The organism is Pseudoalteromonas sp. PAST1, assembly GCF_021532515.1.
In the GTDB taxonomy this organism is placed as follows: Bacteria; Pseudomonadota; Gammaproteobacteria; order Enterobacterales; family Alteromonadaceae; genus Pseudoalteromonas; species Pseudoalteromonas simplex.
Genome location: NZ_JAKGBH010000010.1, coordinates 1 through 18,619, shown reverse-complemented (window position 1 = coordinate 18,619; position 18,619 = coordinate 1). Strand labels below are relative to the sequence as shown.

Below are 18,619 nucleotides of genomic sequence, written 5' to 3'. Positions count from 1 at the left end.
CAATCCCGCAATAAAAAAGGCATTGAACTCAATGCCTTTTTCAATAAATAACGAAACGATTATTTTTGATTATCAATAGCTTCGTTAATTTTGTATTGGAAATAAATAACGTTAAAGAAAAACGTTAAAATACCACCTAAATGAACTGGTTCATTGCTACCTTCATTAATTAACTCTTTAATCGATGTACGAAGAGAGAAAATTAATACAATGGCAACAACAAACGAAATCAGTGACACAATACCACCAATTTCAGGTGAAACTCCTGCAAAAGACAACACAATATTCACAATGTACAAAGCAACATAGCCATAAACTAAGCCTTGGCTTATCTGGTTTTCTGCTAATGCATTGGCTTTATTAGTTCGGCTCACTAACCAATAAACACTATAGATACCAAATGTGAAAAGGCATAAAAAGAACACGCCCCAAGCAGAGAAGCGGTCAAAGTTTAAAATAGGTTTATTACCACCGTTGTTTTGCTGAGTAAGCTCAGCTTCTGGTGCTTCATAGATGTTAGCTGATTCTTCAGACATAACGATTCCTCATAATTATTTTTTATATTCCTTTGTGCTGATAGCACGCATCGATAATAACAGTGAGGTTGCTTTTTGTACATCATTTCAACAGCCTAGAAAGTAAAGCTTTGTAACATAAAGGCCAGTATAAATAAGCCTTATAGAGGTTATAGCATGAGTGAAGTTTTAAAGCTTGCTGAAATTATGTACACTGCCGCTGATTTTTATGAGGTGCTGTGTGTTATTTATCTTTTTGAGTTGTGTATTTATTTTGGTGATGTATTTAGAGTCTTTGTCTAAAGGAATGCCGGTAAAGCGCTGGATGCTGTTAGGCGGTGTGCTTGGGCCTGTTGCTTGGTGTTTATTTAACATGCACTACCGCCGCGCATTTGTGCGTCACGTTGGTCATCAATCGTGTGGCTGGCGACCTTAAGCTTTTGCTGTTTTTAGTAGGCTCGGCGCAGATTTATCGAGTTGCTTTTGTAAGAAGGCGGTAAATTCTGGCTGTGATAGTGGCTTTGAGTAATAGTAACCTTGTACCGTCTGACATTTTAACTGCTCTAACATCATGACTTGTTCGGCTTGTTCAACGCCTTCTGCAACCACATGTAAATCAAGGTTATGAGCAATGGTTACAATCGAGTCGACCATATTCCGGCCACGTTCTGTTTGCATGTCGTCAATAAAGGCTTTATCAACTTTCAAAGTATTAAGCGGGAACTGTTTTAGATAAGCTAACGATGAGTAGCCTGTACCAAAGTCATCCATTGCAAGGTGAATACCTCGGGCACTGAGTGAGCGCATGACAGAAATAGCTTCGTTTGGGTCGTCCATAACCGTACCTTCGGTGATCTCAAGTTCAAGGAAGTAAGAGGGCAGTTCATTCTTTTGCAAAATCACATCAATACGGGTGGTTAAATCGGGCAAGCTGAACTGTTTAGCGGATAAATTCACTGCAACACGACCGTTGAATAACCCTTGGTCAATCCACGCCTTTACATCGCGGCATGCTTTGTTTAAAACAACTTCACCAATTTCGATAATTTGCCCAGTTTCTTCAGCAATAGGAATAAACACACCTGGACTAATTACACCTTTTTTCGGGGTAATGAAGCGTACCAAGGCTTCCATACCATCTAGTTTACCTGTACGAATATTCATTTTTGGCTGGTAGTACACTTCAAAGTGGTCTTCTTTTAGACCGTAACGCATTAAATTTTCGATTTGTAAGCGTTTAACCGCTTCACGGTTCATTGTGTCGTTGAAAAACAGATAGCTATTACCTTTTTTCTTAGCGTGATACATGGCTGTATCCGCATTTTTAAGTAATAACTCGGGGGTATTACCATCTTCAGGAAACAGCACAATACCGACACTTGAGGTGATCACCAGTTCATGGCCTGCCATATTAAAAGGTGTAGCAATTGCGGCTAAAAAGAGTTTAGCCATGCGAGTGATAGTATGAATATCGTTGGTGCCCGACATTACGAGCGCAAACTCATCCCCGCCAAGACGATAAAACACATCTTTTTCGCGGGTTAACTTATTCAAGCGCATCGCAAGCTTAGACAATAAGCTATCACCAAGTTGGTGACCCAGAGAGTCGTTAATCTTCTTAAAGTTATCTAGGTCAAACACTAACAAAGCGTGATGATTATCTTGCTTAGCGAGCTTTTTCAGGTTGGTGAAAAACAAGTTTCGGTTAGGTAAGCCCGTTGTACGGTCACGGTTTGATAAGTTATGTAATTGTGATTCTGCTTTTTTACGCTCAGTTTCATCTGAAAAAACAACTACGTAGTTACATATTTGGTTGTGCTCATTTTTGATTTCATCAATTGAAATTTCAATTGGTAACAGCTGTCTTTTCGCATTGCGAAGTTTTACCTCTTGCTGCCAGTGTTCTGTCGCTTTTACGGTGGCTTTAATTTCATCTACATAGCTTTGGTCATAGCCATTTAAGGTAAAATCTTTCTTTAAGTATTGCTCTCGTGTACCACCAAATAGTGTTAAAAAACTTGGGTTTAAGTCAACCAATTTGAAGTTTTTATCGTAAATAGCGATGGCGTCAGTTAGCGACTCAACGCATTTAGCGAATAGGTTTAAACGTGCTTCTGTTGATTTCAGCTGAGAAATATCTCTTACAGTGCCAGTCATACGCAAAGGGTTGAGGTTTGCGTCTTTTTCGATGATCTTGCCGCGATCTAGTACCCAGTGCCAACGACCAAAGCTGTCTTTAATGCGGTAACTCGCTTCAAAAAAAGCGGTATGCTCGGCGAAGTGTTTTTTAAGGGCTGTTTCGACGTGTTGTAAGTCGTGTGGGTGAATTAATTCGCGATTAGGGGGAAAGCCGCTGCTACTATTTGTATCTGAAGTGTATTTATCATTAATTCGTAGCACCTCGCCGGTTTTAATATTCCAGTCCCAGAGGGTGTCACCACTACCTTCTACGGTACTTTTTAAACGATGTTCTGAGATACGAAGTTGCTGTCGAGAGCGTTTTAGTTTAAAAATTATGAATAATAAGTATGGCAATAACAGCATCATGATAGCACTTGGAATAAGCAACAATGTGCTCTGTTCAAGCTCTATGGGGCTGGCGGATGCAGAAAAAACCCCAGCCATACTTATTGTTAAAAAAGCAGAAATCATTTTTATTATTTTTGTCATTAATGCATTACTTTAATTCGCAACAATTAATCTAATCTAAGCTCGCGTTCGAGTCAAAGAGAATGCGAAGAAAGGGTTGTTTTTGGCTGTTTTTTGGCCTTTGGCTCACTTAAAAGTTCTATTCTTGGCCTGTTTTCACTAAAGGTTTCGGTAATATACTGCTGCATTTGAGCAAGGCTTAACTTATCAAGTGCCTCTAAAAGCTGCCGTTGCATATTAAATTCAGTATCGCGATTACCGATTGCCAACCATAAACGTTGCGAGCGTAAGCGTAAATTTTTATCTTTTTCAGCAATATGTGTGACAAGACCCGCTTTGGTATCTAACCATTGCTGCTCAGAAATGCTGTTTACTTGTGATACATAATTATTAATAAATTGCTGGTGACGCTGAAGTATCTCATCAGCACTGTGCTTAGGTGACTGCACATAAAATGCGATACCCGCCCGGGTATTAAACGGAGCATAGCCTGCGCCAACTAAATAGCCGAGTTGTTGCTTTGTTCTTAGCTCATTAAAGTAATCTTGATTTATTAAATGGTTAAGTACCATCATTTGCACTTTTTCGCTGGTGTCATCCGTTTGTGCTTGATAGTACAGTACCATTGCATGATCGCTGCAATTTAACATGAAGCGCTGTTGACCTACTTCGGTTATATCGTTTAGTGGTCGCGTTAAATCAATAATTGTGGTGCTGCCAGCTAAGTGCTCAGTCACTTGTTTTTGGAACTTAAGCGCATCAGAGCGTTGCCAGTTACCATGTAAAAAAGACTCAACGTGCAAGGCTTTAAAAAACTCATTTCTAAAGCAATTAAACTGATGGAAGCTCGTATCTTTTAAAGCCTGCGCTAAGGCATTCGGCTCTGGGTTCCATGGCATAATTTGCGCACCCAAAATACTAAATAGCTCGCTAACAGGTTTGTTTTGATTGCTGTTTCGCCAATGTCTAACTAGCTGCTTTTTGTACTCAGCAAAGCGTTTTGCGCAGATTTCAACATTAAATAGCGCTTCCAATAACTCATTAACTAGCTCCAACTGACTCGATGAAAGACCGGCAGTGTGTAGAGTTAACCCGCCTTGGTGAGAGGTTAAGTGATAACTAAGGCCAGCAAGCTCAGCCGGATAAAACTGCTCAGCCACACTGTCCATAAACAAGTCTGCAAATAAGCGGGTAAGGGCCATGTGCTTAACATCTTTAATCGCAAAGGTTGAGTCCATCGCTAAGTAAAAATGCCCTTTTGCCACTCTGAAAGTCGCATCTTGTTTAAACCAAAAATCAAAGCCCTCTCTTTTGACTAAAAGCTCTGGTGATTTAGTTGGCTTTTCTAAAGGCAATAACTCAACCTCTTTGGTGAGGTATGGGTTAGCACTTGGTAAGCACATCTGTGGTAATGGCGTGTTTATTTCGCTTAGCGCTTCTAACCAACTTGTTGAAATGTCCTCTACTTTATAAGGGGTGTTGTACCAAGCTGTAGTGTGCTCAGGCTCAACACCTGGATGAATGAGTACCAAGCGCATGTTATCAGGTGTTAGCCATTGCATGGCAATTTCATGAGCGCAGCGGTTAAAGCCTTCCATTAAATAATCGCCTTGCACATAATTGGCTTCATCGTAATGCTGCATATTAATGCTTAAGTTACTCACCCAATCAATTAAACGTGCTTTTTCTTGGTTATCAAAGGCAATTTGCAAGAGGTTCTTTTTGTCTTGATAAAGACGCGGCAATTTATCGCAGTTTTGGTTAATTAAGCAGATATACTCAAACACCATTTCGACGATATCTTCATAGTATTCAATACCTTCATCAGTCAACGCCATACTGATATTAAAATCTTTGAAGTTACTGCCATTAATGCCACCACCTGCTGAGAGGGCATTGATCCAGCCTTGCTCTTTTAGAATAGAGTACAGCGATCCTTTGCCTTCGTAGCCAAGTAAGTGAGCGATAAAACTAACGGTTTTGTGACGATAAAAGTCATCTATATTTGGCATCGCAAAGCTAATAATGAGCTTTTGCATATGTTTATGTGGCTCAATGTGTAACACCTTACCTAAGTCTTGTTTACGGTAAAGTGGCTGCTCTATAATCTCTTTACTTTTTGGCTGACCTTTTATTTCGCTAAATAACTGTTTTACCCAGGTGGTCATGGTCGCAATATCTTCATTGCTGCAGACCACCAGTGTCATCCACTGAGCCTGATAATGACTATCGAAGAAAGCACGAAGCTCATCACTGATGCAGCCCTCACGATCCGCGAGGGTTTGCTGGTTACCAACCGAAAACTTTGCAAAAGGGTGTGCTGGGTTCACCGTTTCTTTGTGAGCCTGATAAATTCGTCGGCCATCATCTTTTATTTTTAGTTTGAATTCTGCGTCTATGGCATTGCGTTCTTTTGTAGTCTCTTTAGAATTTAGTAGTGGTGCGATAAAAAAACGACTGAACTGTGCTAGTGCTTCAGCAAACTGCTGGCTGTTTATATCAAAGAAGTAGCAAGTGTGCTCAGTGCCAGTCCAGGCGTTGGTGTTGCCACCAGATTGTGATACAAAATTAGAAAAGCCGCCCGATTCTGGGTATAAGTCAGTGCCTAAAAAAAGCATGTGCTCTAAAAAGTGCGCAAGGCCTTGTCTGTCAAGAGGATCGTCGAAATGGCCTGCGTTAATCGCCATAGAAGCCGCTGATTTTGTTGACTCTAAGTCTTGCACTAAAAGTACTTTTAGACCATTGTCCAGTGTTAGGGGTTGATATGTTCTGTTATCATTGCGGCTGATATTCAAAAGATGCTCCTGAAAGAGTGCGTTAATGTCCTAACAACAGATGATATTTTCAGGAAAGCTAAAAAAGACAGAGCTACGAAAATCTACCTGAATATCATAAGCGGATGTTTAATGTATCTAGTGATGATATTCTAATATAGCGAACAATCAAGCAAACTGGCTACTGTTTTATATTCTTTAATCGGTTGATTTTTTATGAAAACAATCTTAATCATGCGCCATGGCGAAGCTACGCCAATGCAAGCAGATGATGCAGCAAGACAACTGACCGAGACCGGTCACCAAGAAGCTAGTCGAATGGGGCAATGGTTAGCAACACATCATAAACCAGATGCTCTGTTGGTAAGTCCTTACATTCGTGCTCAACAAACAGCTGCCGATGCTACGCAACATATTTCGTTACAATTTAATGATACCTGTAACGACATTACCCCTGATGGTGTGCCGCAAGTTGCCGCTGATTACCTCGAAACCTTGATTGCTATGCATCCAGACTGCAATACCTGGTTGGTCGTTGCTCATATGCCTATTGTTAGCTATTTAGTTGATCAGTTAAGTCCAGGTCATATGCCTATTTTCAATACCGGGGCGATTGCTGTTATCGAATATGATGAACACAAACAGCGCAGTCACTACCTAAGTATTCACTCGCCAAATAACGTCGAAATCTAACAGTGGATTTGCTAAATTAGCGCCACTTTTAATTTTTTAAGTTCTTACTATGACTATCGAACGTTTACAAACCGGTGCCCGAATGAGCCGCATCGTTAAGCATAACGGCACAGTTTACTTATGCGGCCAAGTTTGTGCCGATGCCGAAAAAGATATCACCGAACAAACTCAAACCATGCTGGATAAGGTCGAAGCGCTACTTATTGAAGCAGGTAGTAGCAAAGAGCAAATGCTAAGCGCCACAATCTACTTGAAAAGCATGGAATACTTTGCACAGATGAATGCAGTTTGGGATGCTTGGGTACCACAAGGTCATGCGCCTGCTCGCGCTTGTGTTGAGGCAAAAATGGCGCGTGACGCACTACTTGTAGAGATTTCTGTCGTTGCAGCAGTTAAGTAACGAGCAGCGTATCGCGCAGTTGATTGCTCGCTTTAATGAGCAATCAGGCCGCGCAGTGACTGAACTACCAAGTTGGCATTTTTGTGACAATGAGCAAGATGCTAATGAATGCGCATTACTGGTTTTAAATGGCGTAAAACAAGCCACAACCCCTTCACTTTATTGGTTTAAAGCCAATAATGAAACCCTTCCTGAAGTTGGTGATTTAGCTATTTTTACCAATTGGCAGGGACAGCCCCTCGGCATTATTGAAACCGTCTCTGTAACTATTACCCCATATAATCAAATAAGCGCCGATTACGCCGCATTAGAAGGTGAGGGCGACAAAAGCCTTGAGTACTGGCAGCATGTGCATTGGGATTATTATCAGCGAGAGCTCGCAGGTACAGGCTATCAATGTCACCCTGAGATGCCGTTGGTGTGTGAGCAGTTTATGTTAGTTTTCAAGGAGTCAGAATGAATACGAATCCAGTGGTTCTTATTACCGGAGGCGGCCGCGGTATAGGGGCAGCGACAGCAAAACTGTTTGCGAGACATGGTTATGATGTGTGTATTAACTATAAGTCAGATCACGCAAGTGCAGAGCCGGTCGCTGATGAGATAAAAGTGCTTGGCGTGAATGCCTATTTGTTGCAAGCCGATATCGCCGATGAGCAGCAAGTACTCGCCATGTTCGCTAAATTAGATACTCAGGTTTCTCGGTTAGATGTGTTAGTTAATAACGCAGCGATGATGATGCCACAAATGCCGTTATTAGAGATGGATGCTAAGCGTATCAACGCTATTTTAAGCTGTAATGTTACTGGCGCCTTTCTGTGCGCGCGCGAAGCAATAAAGCGTATGGACAAAGGCAGTATTGTGAATGTTTCATCGGGTGCTTCACGCACAGGTTCACCAAATGAATATTTAGATTATGCCGCATCAAAAGGAGCGCTTGATACCTTCACGATAGGCCTTGCTAAAGAAGTCGCGAGTAAAGGTATTCGGGTTAATGGGGTAAGACCAGGCCTTATTTATACCGATATGCACCGCGATGGCGGTGAAGCAAACCGAGTTGATAGGTTAAAATCTAAGTTGCCGCTAGGGCGTGGTGGTGAAGCAGAAGAGGTCGCCTCAGCGATTTACTTTTTGGCAAGTGAGCAAGCCTCATTTACAACAGGCAGTTTTATCGATGTATCAGGCGGGCTTTAAGTCGTTAAGTTAAAAAGCTTTACACACACGATTGCGGCCTTGCTGCTTTGCTTCATACAACGCTCTATCAGCATCAGCTACAATGCTCTCAAGTTTTTCAGCTCTTTGTGCTTGAGTAACTCCGAAACTTGCCGTCACCTTTAATGATTGACTATTTACGGTAAATAAATTTAACTCAATGTCTTTTCTAATCTTTTCAGCTAACTGGCTCGCAACCGATAGACTTGTGTTAGGCATCAAAATAATAAATTCTTCACCTCCCCAACGGCTAGCAACATCTTGCTCTCCTAGGTTGCTTCTGAGTATTTTTGCTACCTCTTTAATAACCTTATCTCCGGTATTATGGCCATACAGATCATTAATGTTCTTAAAATGATCAATATCAACCATGATTAAAGCGAGGCTATTCTCTTTTTCGGTGTGTTCTTCAAACCAGTGGTTTATTTTGTCTCTATTCGCCAGTTTTGTGAGTGGATCTATGTTTATTCTCGCCTCAATACTTTTACGCTGATAAGCAAATGCAGCATAAATAAACAATAATAAGAAAAACAAAATTGCAGCCAATTGAGCGCTGTGACTGAAAAATGCATAGTTAATTTCTGCTTGTCTTTTAGCCATAGGCGATATTAAAAAAACTCGCCAATCTAGTTGGGGCAAGTTGAATTGCGTAACAACATGATCATCCTGCTCTATTTGGATAATGATACTGCTCAAATTCTCCATGTTGGCCAGCTCTTGTGCCGCATTTTTGAACCAACTAAGTTCATTTAAGTTAACAATATCAGTAAACTGTGCTTGAAAGTCTCGATGAGAAGAAAGCACCACCTCGTCAACGTTATTGACAAAAAGTAAGTCGTAGCCATGTGTAGCTTTATATTGTTGAAAAGCTTCCCAAAATGACTGAAGACTTTTACCTACACCTATAAAGCCTAAAAAGTTGCCTTGCTCAGAATAAACTTTGATATCTACGTATAAATGTACGTTCTCGCGGTTTCCTAAGATAGCAACGGTATCGCCTTGCATTGCTTTTACTTTTGGATACCACTCGATATTCTCTTTTTGTAAATCAATCGTTGTGCCATCAGAATTAAATTGCATTTGTTGTTGCTCACTTGCTACAAAAACGAGCATATTTAAATTTTCCTGAAGCTGTTCTAAGTGGTTTAGAATGGCGGCTTGGTCTAGTTCACTATCAGTAAGTAAGTTACTTAAGCTTCCTGTGCTCGCTAAGGCTTGAGCAGTATGAACAGGCTTGTAGAGTTCTTCGACAACCAATGAAAAAACAGGGGCAATAGACTGTTGTTGTAAGCGACTTTGTTCAGCCACTATATTACTTATAGTGAGATAAGATGCGTAACCAATGACGAAAATGATGCAAATTAAAATGCTATATAAGTTTCGTTGATGCCGTAAAATCGTTTTCACTGAAAGCCTTTCTAAAGTGGTGCTTATAAATTTGTGATTAGTTAAAAGACGATGTTGTGCAATTATAAGTCAAGTTCATTATAGCGAATATATTAAATACTGCTTTTTCAATATTTTTAGTAATGACTTCTAGCTAGAGTAATACGTTTAACCAAGCACTAAAGCTCACTACACTCAATACTGTTGAAAGCACGACGCTACTTGCCAGTGTCGCTTGGTGTTGCTTAATTTGATTGGCGATTAGATAAGCGTTGACCCCTAAAGGAGAGGCGCTTAAAAGTACTAACACGTTCAGTAATGATTGCTCTAGGTTGAATACGCTGCCTGCAAAAAAGTAGACCCCGCACGGTAACACTAAAAGCTTGATGATGGTTGCAATGAGTGATGCTTGTAAGTTGTCGGCCATTTTATAAAATGCAAGGTTTGCCCCTAATACAAATAACGCACAGGCAATGGCAGGTTTCGCAAGTAGACTCAGGCCATTTGCAAAATCATCAAAAAGTGTAAAGCCAAGTAGGTTAACAGCCAAGCCGCTACTGATGCTTAACACGACTGGATTGAGCAGCATGTTTTTAGCAAATGCTCGCCAAGAGAATGTTTGCTGCGATTTAGCGCTGAGCAAAAAGGTGAGGGTAAACAAAAGTGCGCTATGAAAAGTGATGATCATAAATACAATACCGACCATCTGTTGCCCAAGTGCTGCAATAATAATAGGCAAACCTACCAGTACCGTATTTGAGTAACTACTGCCAAGGGCAAATACAGCATGACGTGACGGCGCAGATTGCTTGCTAATGAGGTAGCGGTCAATCACATAGCCGAGGGCGTAAATGGCCAATACCGGGATGTAAAAACTCAAAAAGCCTGCAATAGATACACTATTTTGTAAATCGGCTTGGGCCATATTTAAAAATAGAAAAGCAGGCACGCTAATGTAAAAAGTAAACTTACTTAACCCTGCAATATGCTCTTTCGATAAAAACGTGCTTCGCGAGCTGATGTAACCACTTAACACGATAAAAATCAGTGGAAAGATAATCGAAAAAATATGCACTTTAGGCCTTATGACAAGAAGACGTTAGCGTCTGAACTCATCACTTTGTGGAAGATTAATTAAAATAAGTACAGCACCTTTACCACCAAATTCAAGAGGCGCTTGGTGCATAGCAATCACATCAGGGTGTTGAACTAAATATTGCGGTACCTTGTGTTTAAGTATGCGCTCACCAATGCCATGCACAACACAAGCGCAATAGTAATGCTGTTTTTTACACTCATGAATTAAACCCGCCAACTCATCTTTGGCTAATTCTTTATTTAAGCCATGTAAATCAAGGGTTAACTCAGGTGGGTAATCTCCACGGCGAAGTTGCTTTGCTAAAAAGCTATCGTGACCTGGTTTGACATAACTTACGGTGCCATGAGTGTCGATGTCTGGTACATATTCATCAGAAAAGAAAAATTCTGCCTGATGTTGCTTTTTTTGCTGGGAAAATTGCTTCGCTTGTGACACTTTAGGCTTATTGGTGAATCGAATAGTGTCTTGTTTAAATGCTTTGGCACCACTGATACTCTGACGAAATAAGTCAATATCGTCAGTGCTAATGTGGTTGTTGGCGTGGGGATCTTTTTTCATGGCGGCAGTCTAAACAAAAAAACGCTAAAAATCGAGTAAAAACCAACTGAAAAGACGGTACAATACGCGTCAGAACAGACTTTGAAAGTTAAGGAACATACATGAACCATTTCCAGATAGAAGACGCAATTTTAGACGAGGCAATTGCAGAACTTTCAACGTTGCATGATTGGTTACGTTGGACAACCAGTCAATTTGCCAGCAGTGGTATTTTCTTTGGGCACGGCACAGATAATGCGTGGGATGAAGCAGTTAGCTTACTATTACCAGCACTAAGCTTGCCAATCGATGCGCCAAAAGAGCTTATGCATGCGCGTTTAACCAGCACCGAGAAAAACCGCTTAGCTGAACTTATTGCAGAACGTATTAATGATTGTACGCCAGTACCGTACCTGACCAACACCGCGTGGTTTGCAGGTATGCCGTTTTATGTTGATGAGCGCGTGTTAATTCCACGTTCGCCATTTGCAGAGTTAATTAATAATCGCTTTGCACCTTGGTTAGAAGAGCCAAGCTCAGTAATGCGCATACTTGATTTATGCACCGGCTCTGCATGTATTGCTATTGCACTTGCGCAAGCATTTGAAGATGCACAGGTTGATGCGGTTGATATTTCATATGAAGCGCTCGAAGTTGCTGATATTAATATTAGCGATTACATGCTAAATGACCGTGTACTGCCAATTCAGTCAGACGTATTTAGTGGTGTCCCGGGTCAAAAATATGACCTGATCGTAGCTAATCCACCGTATGTTGATGCTGAAGATATGGCTGATTTACCACGTGAATTCCATCACGAGCCTGAGCTTGGTTTAGCATCGGGTCATGATGGTCTTGATGTTACTCGTACCATCCTAGCTGAAGCTGCAGAGCATCTAACTGATAACGGTTTGTTATTTGTCGAAGTTGGTAACTCTATGGTACATATGGAAGAGCTGTACCCAGGCGCACCATTTGAGTGGGTTGAATTTGAACAAGGTGGTCTTGGCGTGTTTGTGATCAGCAAACAGCAACTTGTTAACTATTTCGCAGATTAACAGCAGATTTTAAAAGCCGAGCCTGAGGGCTAGGTCTCAGTAGTCATTAGGAATGAGGAAAATTAATGGCAGGTAATAGCATCGGGCAACTATTTAAAGTGTCCACCTTTGGTGAGAGCCACGGCGTTGCATTAGGCGGCGTTGTTGATGGCACACCAGCAGGTCTTGAAATTAGCGAGGCCGATTTACAAATTGATTTAGACCGTCGCAAGCCGGGGCAAAGTCGATATACAACACAGCGCCGCGAAAGTGACGAAGTAAAAATTCTTTCAGGTGTGTTCGAAGGTAAAACCACTGGTACTAGCATTGGTTTACTGATTGAAAACACCGATCAACGTTCAAAAGATTACGGCAAAATTGCCGATGTATTTCGCCCAGGTCATGGTGATTATACCTATTGGCATAAGTACGGTATCCGTGATTACCGAGGTGGTGGTCGCTCTTCTGCCCGTGAAACGGCGATTCGTGTAGCGGCGGGTGCAATTGCAAAAAAATACCTAAAACAATTTCACGATATTGAAGTGCGTGCTTGTTTGAGCCAGCTTGGGCCAATTAAAGCTGAAGATTACAACTGGGATGAAGTGGAAAACAATGCATTTTTCTTTCCAGACACCAGCAAGCTAGAAGCGCTTGATGAGTACATGCGCGACCTAAAAAAACAAGGTGATTCGGTAGGCGCTAAAGTTAAAGTGGTTGCTAAAAATGTACCTGTTGGTCTTGGTGAGCCAGTATTTGATCGCCTAGATGCAGAGCTTGCACACTCATTAATGAGCATTAATGCGGTAAAAGGCGTTGAGATTGGTGATGGCTTTGATGTGGTAGAGCAAAAGGGCTCTGAACACCGTGATGAGTTAACTCCTGATGGTTTTACATCAAATCATGCGGGTGGTGTACTTGCAGGTATCTCGACAGGGCAAGACATCATTGCCTCTATCGCACTTAAGCCAACTTCAAGCATTACCAGACCGGGTAATAGCATTAATACCAGCAACGAAGCGGTAGAGATGATCACTAAAGGACGTCATGATCCATGTGTCGGTATTCGTGCAATTCCTATTGCTGAGGCGATGATGGCGATTACTTTAATGGATCACTTATTGCGCCAACGTGGTCAAAATCCACATGTAAACCACGAACATGGACCAATAAAAGGTTCGATTGATTAACTTGGTTTGATTTAGCAAAGAACTATAAACTTAAAACGCGGCTTGATTTGCCGCGTTTTTGATTGCAGAAGGTCAATAAAGAAACTTAAATACGATCAATTGCCTGCTTTGCTACCATGTATAGCTTTTTGATCATTAAACCTAATACCCAACGAATAAATTGAGCGGTAAGCTCTTTGACTTCATATGATGCTTTACCAACAAACGCGAGCATATGGCCAATTAACCCTTTTAACTCTTCTGTAAGCTCGACAAATTTAACCACTGATTCATATAGGCAGCGGGCTAAAATATCATAAAAAGTTAACCCGACAGTTAAACCTGCCTGTGCAGAGATGAAGGCGTATTGTCCTGTTTTCTTTAAAAAAGTAATTAAGCCACTGGTAATTACTCGCTGCCAGTTAAGCGAGAATCTAACATTAAAGCGCTGATCATACTTTAATACAGTATGGTTGTAGTGAAGGGGCTTAATTGAGCTTTCCATGCTTGCGTAGTCTTTAAATACATCAACAGATTTGATATACCCCGGAGAACTTCCTTCCATGGAATGAGCCGCAATGTTAAAAGATGCTCCTTCATTCATTGCCGTTTGATATTCGCTAGATGTATGGCTAAACGGCCAAGCAGGCACACATGGGACGGGGTCTGCGCCATGTGTAACGCGATACTGGCCAATATTATGCGCGGCAGAATGTACGGAGTGGTTTAATACAACCCGCGGCGCACCAAAGGTATATAAATTTACAGGAATGCCTTTTTCACTTGCCCAAATTGCCGTAAGTTGTGCGATGGCACCACCAAGGCTATGCCCAACAAGGTGCAAGCACTTAGGTTTATGACTTTTTACATAAGCCTCAAACATGGGCTTCATACTGGTAAATGCTTTTTCGAAACCAGAGTGCACCTCTAAGTTTTTAGGTCCATGAGTAATGGCTACATTTAAATTGGTTAGCCAATCAGAACAGGAGGTAAAAACAGTTCCGCGGATACCTATAATATGATGACCTTTAAATTGTGGGGATATTCCTTGTGCTGTTAATGCAAATCCTGTTGTTCGGTTAAGAAGCTGATTAATTAAGCCACCACTAACGCCTTTGATTTGGTTCGAGGTGATTTCGAAATTCGCTAAAAAATCTTCGTGGAATATATTACTGAATTTGTTTGATTTTCTAATATCATATACACGAGCTGCAACACTGGCTGCTGTGCTTGGTGAAATACTATGGCTCATTTGGGATTTCCTTTCCTGTAAATCTATCCGTTAATTTATTGAAATCACCTTCATGAATACGGTACTTCGGCTCATTATTCTCAATAATCCAAGTGGGTACATAGTCATCTTCCCATCTACAAATGCTTGAAGCTAAGTAATTGTAGTTAGAACTGCTTTTATCTGGGAACTTAAATTGCACCCATCGATTTGATAATTCACAATTCAAGAATGACAGCTTCTTACTGTACTCTGGAATTTCATTAATCCCAGACTGAGTTGCAACCCATAAAGGAGTTAGCTCATCACCTCTCTCAATAAAAATTTCTTGAGAAACACGGTGCTCAGCAATCAATTTATTAGGTATTGAGGATAAAATTGTTTTCTTAGGAAAGTGAAAGCACCCGTTTTCATCGGTTATTGCAGTGTCGCGATGAACTTTTTCATCTATGTAGATTAATGAGCGAATTATCTCTAAGTTAGCAACAGGTTGACCATTTTCAGTCACGATACCATTGACTTCTGGGCTTAAAAATACTTCTTTTTTCTTTCTGAACCAGCTAAACATATCGTCTCCTTGACCTATAGCTGTGGAAATAATTACACACGCAGAGAGGACTAGAATGATGTGGGTAATTTTATTTGTAATTGATTTTTTCATAAGCAATCCGTGCGTATTTAGGGAACACTAATAGATTGAAAAACAGATGTAAAGTTGATTCTTCCTATTCGTTGCTCGGCGTGCTGCAGTTCCTATTATCTGGTCGGGTAACAGGGGCTGCTGAATTTATTCGACGATGGTTATAGTTATGGTTGCTACGTTTGCTATTTTGAAACTCATAATGCAACTTTTTTCCCTGTAAAACGATCAGTTAAAATCTTAAAGTTTCCATCATGAATCTTATATTTTGCTTCTCCATTTTCAATTATATACGTTGGGATATAATCCACTTCCCATCTGCAAATACTTGTCGCAATTCTATTGAGGTGTTCATTAGTATTATTTTTAAACTCAAATCTCACTAATGGGTTAGTTAGTTCACAATTTAAAAACTTTAGTTTTTCTGTGTATTCTGGAATTTCGTATATGCCAGGCTGAGTCGTCCCCCATAAACCAATGATTGACTGATCATCTTTTTCTATAACAATTTTCTGGTGTATTCTGTCTTCCGAAATTAATTTATTCGGAATAGAGGAAAATATTGTTTTCTTTGGAAAGTGAAAGTGACCATCTTTACCTGTTGTGACTGTATCACGGCGCTCTACACCATCTATATAAGTCAGTGCGTGAATTATCTCTAAGTTAGCAATGGGTTGACCATTCTCAGTCACAATACCATTGACTTCTGGGCTTAAAAATACTTCTTTTTTCTTTCTGAACCAGCTAAACACTTCGTCTCCTTGACCTATAGCTGTGAAAATAATTACGAGCAGAGAAGGCTATAATGATGTGGGTAATTTTATTTGTAATTGATTTTTTCATAAGCAATCCGTGCGTATTTAGGGAACACTAATAGATTGAAAAACAGATGTAAAGTTGATTGTTCCTATTCGTTGCTCGGTGTGCTGCTGTTCCTATTATCTGGTCGGGTAACAGGGGCTGCTGAATTTATTCGACGATGGGAATGGCCATGGTTGCTTCGTTTGCTATTTTAAAATCAGTGACTCAATCTTTTCCCACGCTAATTTTACTTGATGTTACGTTCAGTTAAGTTATTAAAATCACCATTATTAATTCTATATTCTCTATCTCCGTCATATAACCAGTATGGCATATAGTCCGTTTTCCAACGACAAATACTCGATGCGACATAATTCAAATGCTCGTTATTATTATTTTTAAATTCAAAAGCAACGCGTTTATTAGTTAACTCACACTCTAGGAATGCTAATTTTTTACTATACTCAGGAATTTCTTTAATTCCTGATTGGTTTGCAACCCATAATGGAATTAAAGTACTTTCGCTTTCAATAAAAATTTCTTGAGAAACACGATGCTCAGCAATCAATTTATTAGGTATTGAGGATAAAATTGTTTTTTTAGGAAAGTGAAAGTGCCCATTTTCATCGGTTATTGCAGCGTCTCGATGAACTTTTTCATCTATGTAGATTAATGAGCGAATTATCTCTAAGTTAGCAACAGGTTGACCATTTTCAGTCACAATACCATTGACTTCTGGGCTTAAAAATACTTCTTTTTTCTTTCTGAACCAGCTAAACATATCGTCTCCTTGACCTATAGCTGTGGAAATAATTACACACGCAGAGAGAGCTAGAATAATGTGGGTAATTTTGTTTGTAATTGATTTTTTCATAAGCAATCCGTGCTTATTTAGGGGGACACTAATAGATTGAAAAACAGATGTAAAGTTGATTGTTTCTTTTTTATGCTTGTTAGAATTTTAATAAGGGGAGTAGGCTGTGTTTGCTATCAGTCCCACAATCTGTTTTAACTGCTCATGACTGAGAGGGTTGTGGGCATGATTACCATATAGCAGGACGATATCAATGACAGGCAGTGTCGGTAGGGAGTTGTCGCTCACCTCTTCCACACCTGATTGCATGCTTATTCGTGCCATACTGCTAATTGCCAGTCCCTGTTTAATCAAGCCATGTAACGCTCCCGCTGAGCCACAACAGGCAATAATATTAAAACGACGCTCGGTTTTTAATAGACCCTCAATACTGGCTTGGTGAAACTTACAGTCTCGTTGAAACAAGGCGATTGGAAGTGGGGTTGAATCGTTAATCTCAAAAGCAGGGCTTTTCACCCACACACCTTGGCTTGATTGCAATAAGTAGCCTTCTTCGCTGTCTGGCGAGCGAGTGGCAATCACCAAATCGAGCATACCTTGGTCTAGTTTGGCTCTAAGCTCAGTACTTGGGGCACAGCTTATTTGTAGATCCAGCGCATTAAACTGTTGGTGTAAAGCATCAACAAGCTCTGGTAGTAAAGAGTGGGCATAGTCGTCAGGACAACCAATGCGCACACGTAAATTGCCAGTGCCAGCTTTTAATTGCTTAAAGGCTTCATCATGAAGCGCTATCAATTGCTTTGCATAACTTGCTAGCTGGTGGCCTTGATGGGTTAGCACCAGTTGACGGCCTTGCTTTTCAAATAGCGGACTTGCGAGGTCTTGTTCCAGCTTTTTCATTTGCATACTTACTGCAGATTGGGTTCTGCAAATTTGTGCTGCAGCGCGGGTGAAACTGCCTGTATCAACAAAGGCGCAAAAAGTCCTAAGGGCATCAATATCCATAATGTATCAGCATTTCTTATAGTTAACATAAAAACAATTGGCGAGTAATTGCCCAATTGCTGTTTTATAGTGAGTCCAATCTAAACGTTAAAGGAAGTACAATGCAATTATTTATTGGCAATAAAAACTACTCAACTTGGTCATTACGAGCGTGGTATTTACTGAGTAAATTCAATGTTTCTTTTACAGAACAACAATTAGTTCTAGATACGCCTGAGTTTTATGAAGCATTAAAAAGTAAGTTTCCCGTGCAAAAAGTGCCGGCCCTTATTGATGCTGAGTTAATCGTGTGGGATTCACTCGCTATTTGTGAATACATCAATGATGCTTATCTAAATGGTGCTGCTTGGCCTAGTGAAATAGCCCAAAGAGCAAAAGCACGCAGTTTAGCGGCTGAGATGCACTCTGGTTTTGCTGCACTTCGTAATGAAATGCCAATGAATATCCGCGCTAACAGGCATGTTGAATTATCAGAACAAGCTAAAAAAGATATTGCCCGTATCGATGAGATATTTTCGGCTCAACAGCAAAGGTATCCACGGCAAGATCATTATAAATTGAACTTATAGAGCAAGTAGTGATCAGATCAAGGCATAATAATTACTTGGTCGCATAAATATGAGCACTACTTTTCTGAAACATTTTAATTCAATTACAGATCCT

18 protein-coding genes and 1 pseudogene are annotated in these 18,619 nt (G+C 40.4%); 8 read left to right on the top strand and 11 right to left on the bottom strand.

All coding sequences use genetic code 11. The features are described 5' to 3' along the window. Positions 1–59: 59 nt before the first annotated feature. A complete protein-coding gene (locus L1272_RS06735) occupies positions 60–536 on the bottom strand; it encodes a DUF4234 domain-containing protein (RefSeq protein WP_138599010.1) in 477 nt (158 codons plus the stop codon). 220 nt (positions 537–756) lie between these two features. Between L1272_RS06735 and L1272_RS06730 the strand changes: the two genes are divergently transcribed. After that, entirely contained in the window at positions 757–951 is a 195-nt protein-coding gene (locus tag L1272_RS06730; RefSeq protein WP_054553205.1) for a hypothetical protein, read from the top strand. Here the strand turns inward: L1272_RS06730 and L1272_RS06725 are convergent. Both L1272_RS06725 and L1272_RS06720 read right to left on the bottom strand, forming a co-directional pair. Further along, a complete protein-coding gene (locus L1272_RS06725) occupies positions 948–3,062 on the bottom strand; it encodes a sensor domain-containing protein (RefSeq protein WP_371352126.1) in 2,115 nt (704 codons plus the stop codon). The genes L1272_RS06730 and L1272_RS06725 overlap by 4 nt on opposite strands. Before the next feature lie 176 nt (positions 3,063–3,238). Further along, a complete protein-coding gene (locus tag L1272_RS06720; RefSeq protein ID WP_235373032.1) occupies positions 3,239–5,959 on the bottom strand; it encodes an insulinase family protein in 2,721 nt (906 codons plus the stop codon). Between the two features lie 195 nt (positions 5,960–6,154). On the opposite strand from L1272_RS06720, the gene sixA reads away from it, so the two are divergent. Genes sixA through L1272_RS06700 form a run of 4 tightly spaced genes read left to right on the top strand, consistent with a single transcriptional unit; the run spans position 6,155 to position 8,222 of the window. Next, positions 6,155–6,631, top strand: a complete 477-nt coding sequence (sixA, locus tag L1272_RS06715; RefSeq protein ID WP_235373031.1) for a phosphohistidine phosphatase SixA — start codon at positions 6,155–6,157, stop codon at positions 6,629–6,631. Between the two features lie 49 nt (positions 6,632–6,680). Then, entirely contained in the window at positions 6,681–7,031 is a 351-nt protein-coding gene (locus tag L1272_RS06710; protein WP_054553201.1) for a RidA family protein, read from the top strand. Further along, positions 7,015–7,491 carry an ASCH domain-containing protein gene (locus L1272_RS06705; protein WP_054553200.1) on the top strand — a complete coding sequence of 159 codons (477 nt, stop codon included), beginning with the start codon at positions 7,015–7,017 and terminating at the stop codon, positions 7,489–7,491. The genes L1272_RS06710 and L1272_RS06705 overlap by 17 nt, the downstream gene beginning before the upstream one ends. Then, positions 7,488–8,222 (top strand): SDR family oxidoreductase, encoded by a 735-nt coding sequence (locus L1272_RS06700; protein WP_054553199.1) that lies wholly within the window; start codon positions 7,488–7,490, stop codon positions 8,220–8,222. Before L1272_RS06705 ends, L1272_RS06700 begins: the two co-directional genes overlap by 4 nt. 9 nt (positions 8,223–8,231) lie before the next feature. Here the strand turns inward: L1272_RS06700 and L1272_RS23210 are convergent, their stop codons facing one another. The 3 genes from L1272_RS23210 to smrB all read right to left on the bottom strand — a co-directional run bounded on the left by L1272_RS23210 (position 8,232) and on the right by smrB (position 11,283). Continuing rightward, entirely contained in the window at positions 8,232–9,548 is a 1,317-nt protein-coding gene (locus L1272_RS23210; protein WP_138619849.1) for a sensor domain-containing diguanylate cyclase, read from the bottom strand. Between the two features lie 232 nt (positions 9,549–9,780). Next, positions 9,781–10,701 (bottom strand): AEC family transporter, encoded by a 921-nt coding sequence (locus L1272_RS06690; RefSeq protein ID WP_235373030.1) that lies wholly within the window; start codon positions 10,699–10,701, stop codon positions 9,781–9,783. A gap of 24 nt (positions 10,702–10,725) precedes the next feature. After that, positions 10,726–11,283 (bottom strand): endonuclease SmrB, encoded by a 558-nt coding sequence (smrB, locus tag L1272_RS06685; protein WP_054553197.1) that lies wholly within the window; start codon positions 11,281–11,283, stop codon positions 10,726–10,728. Between the two features lie 101 nt (positions 11,284–11,384). Here smrB and prmB point away from each other — a divergent pair, with 101 nt between their 5' ends. Continuing rightward, positions 11,385–12,320: a 50S ribosomal protein L3 N(5)-glutamine methyltransferase gene (gene prmB / locus L1272_RS06680; protein WP_138599003.1), complete on the top strand. Its 936-nt coding sequence runs from the start codon at positions 11,385–11,387 to the stop codon at positions 12,318–12,320. 65 nt (positions 12,321–12,385) lie between these two features. Further along, positions 12,386–13,486, top strand: a complete 1,101-nt coding sequence (gene aroC / locus L1272_RS06675; RefSeq protein ID WP_235373029.1) for a chorismate synthase — start codon at positions 12,386–12,388, stop codon at positions 13,484–13,486. Positions 13,487–13,571: 85 nt separating this feature from the next. On the opposite strand, the gene L1272_RS06670 is transcribed toward aroC, so the two are convergent. The 5 genes from L1272_RS06670 to L1272_RS06650 form a co-directional block, all read right to left on the bottom strand. After that, positions 13,572–14,717, bottom strand: coding sequence for a lipase family protein (locus L1272_RS06670; RefSeq protein ID WP_235373027.1), 1,146 nt, complete (start codon positions 14,715–14,717; stop codon positions 13,572–13,574). Then, entirely contained in the window at positions 14,707–15,357 is a 651-nt protein-coding gene (locus tag L1272_RS06665) for a DUF6795 domain-containing protein (protein WP_235373025.1), read from the bottom strand. The genes L1272_RS06670 and L1272_RS06665 overlap by 11 nt, the downstream gene beginning before the upstream one ends. 176 nt (positions 15,358–15,533) lie before the next feature. After that, on the bottom strand, positions 15,534–16,088 hold the full coding sequence (locus L1272_RS06660) for a DUF6795 domain-containing protein (protein ID WP_235373024.1): 555 nt from the start codon (positions 16,086–16,088) through the stop codon (positions 15,534–15,536). Positions 16,089–16,384: 296 nt separating this feature from the next. After that, a complete protein-coding gene (locus tag L1272_RS06655; RefSeq protein ID WP_235373023.1) occupies positions 16,385–17,011 on the bottom strand; it encodes a DUF6795 domain-containing protein in 627 nt (208 codons plus the stop codon). 87 nt (positions 17,012–17,098) lie between these two features. Beyond that, a complete protein-coding gene (locus L1272_RS06650) occupies positions 17,099–17,956 on the bottom strand; it encodes a LysR family transcriptional regulator (RefSeq protein WP_187490215.1) in 858 nt (285 codons plus the stop codon). 101 nt (positions 17,957–18,057) lie between these two features. Here L1272_RS06650 and L1272_RS06645 point away from each other — a divergent pair. Beyond that, positions 18,058–18,501 (top strand): annotated as a pseudogene (locus L1272_RS06645) (glutathione S-transferase); the annotation flags it as partial. Positions 18,502–18,619: the final 118 nt, after the last annotated feature.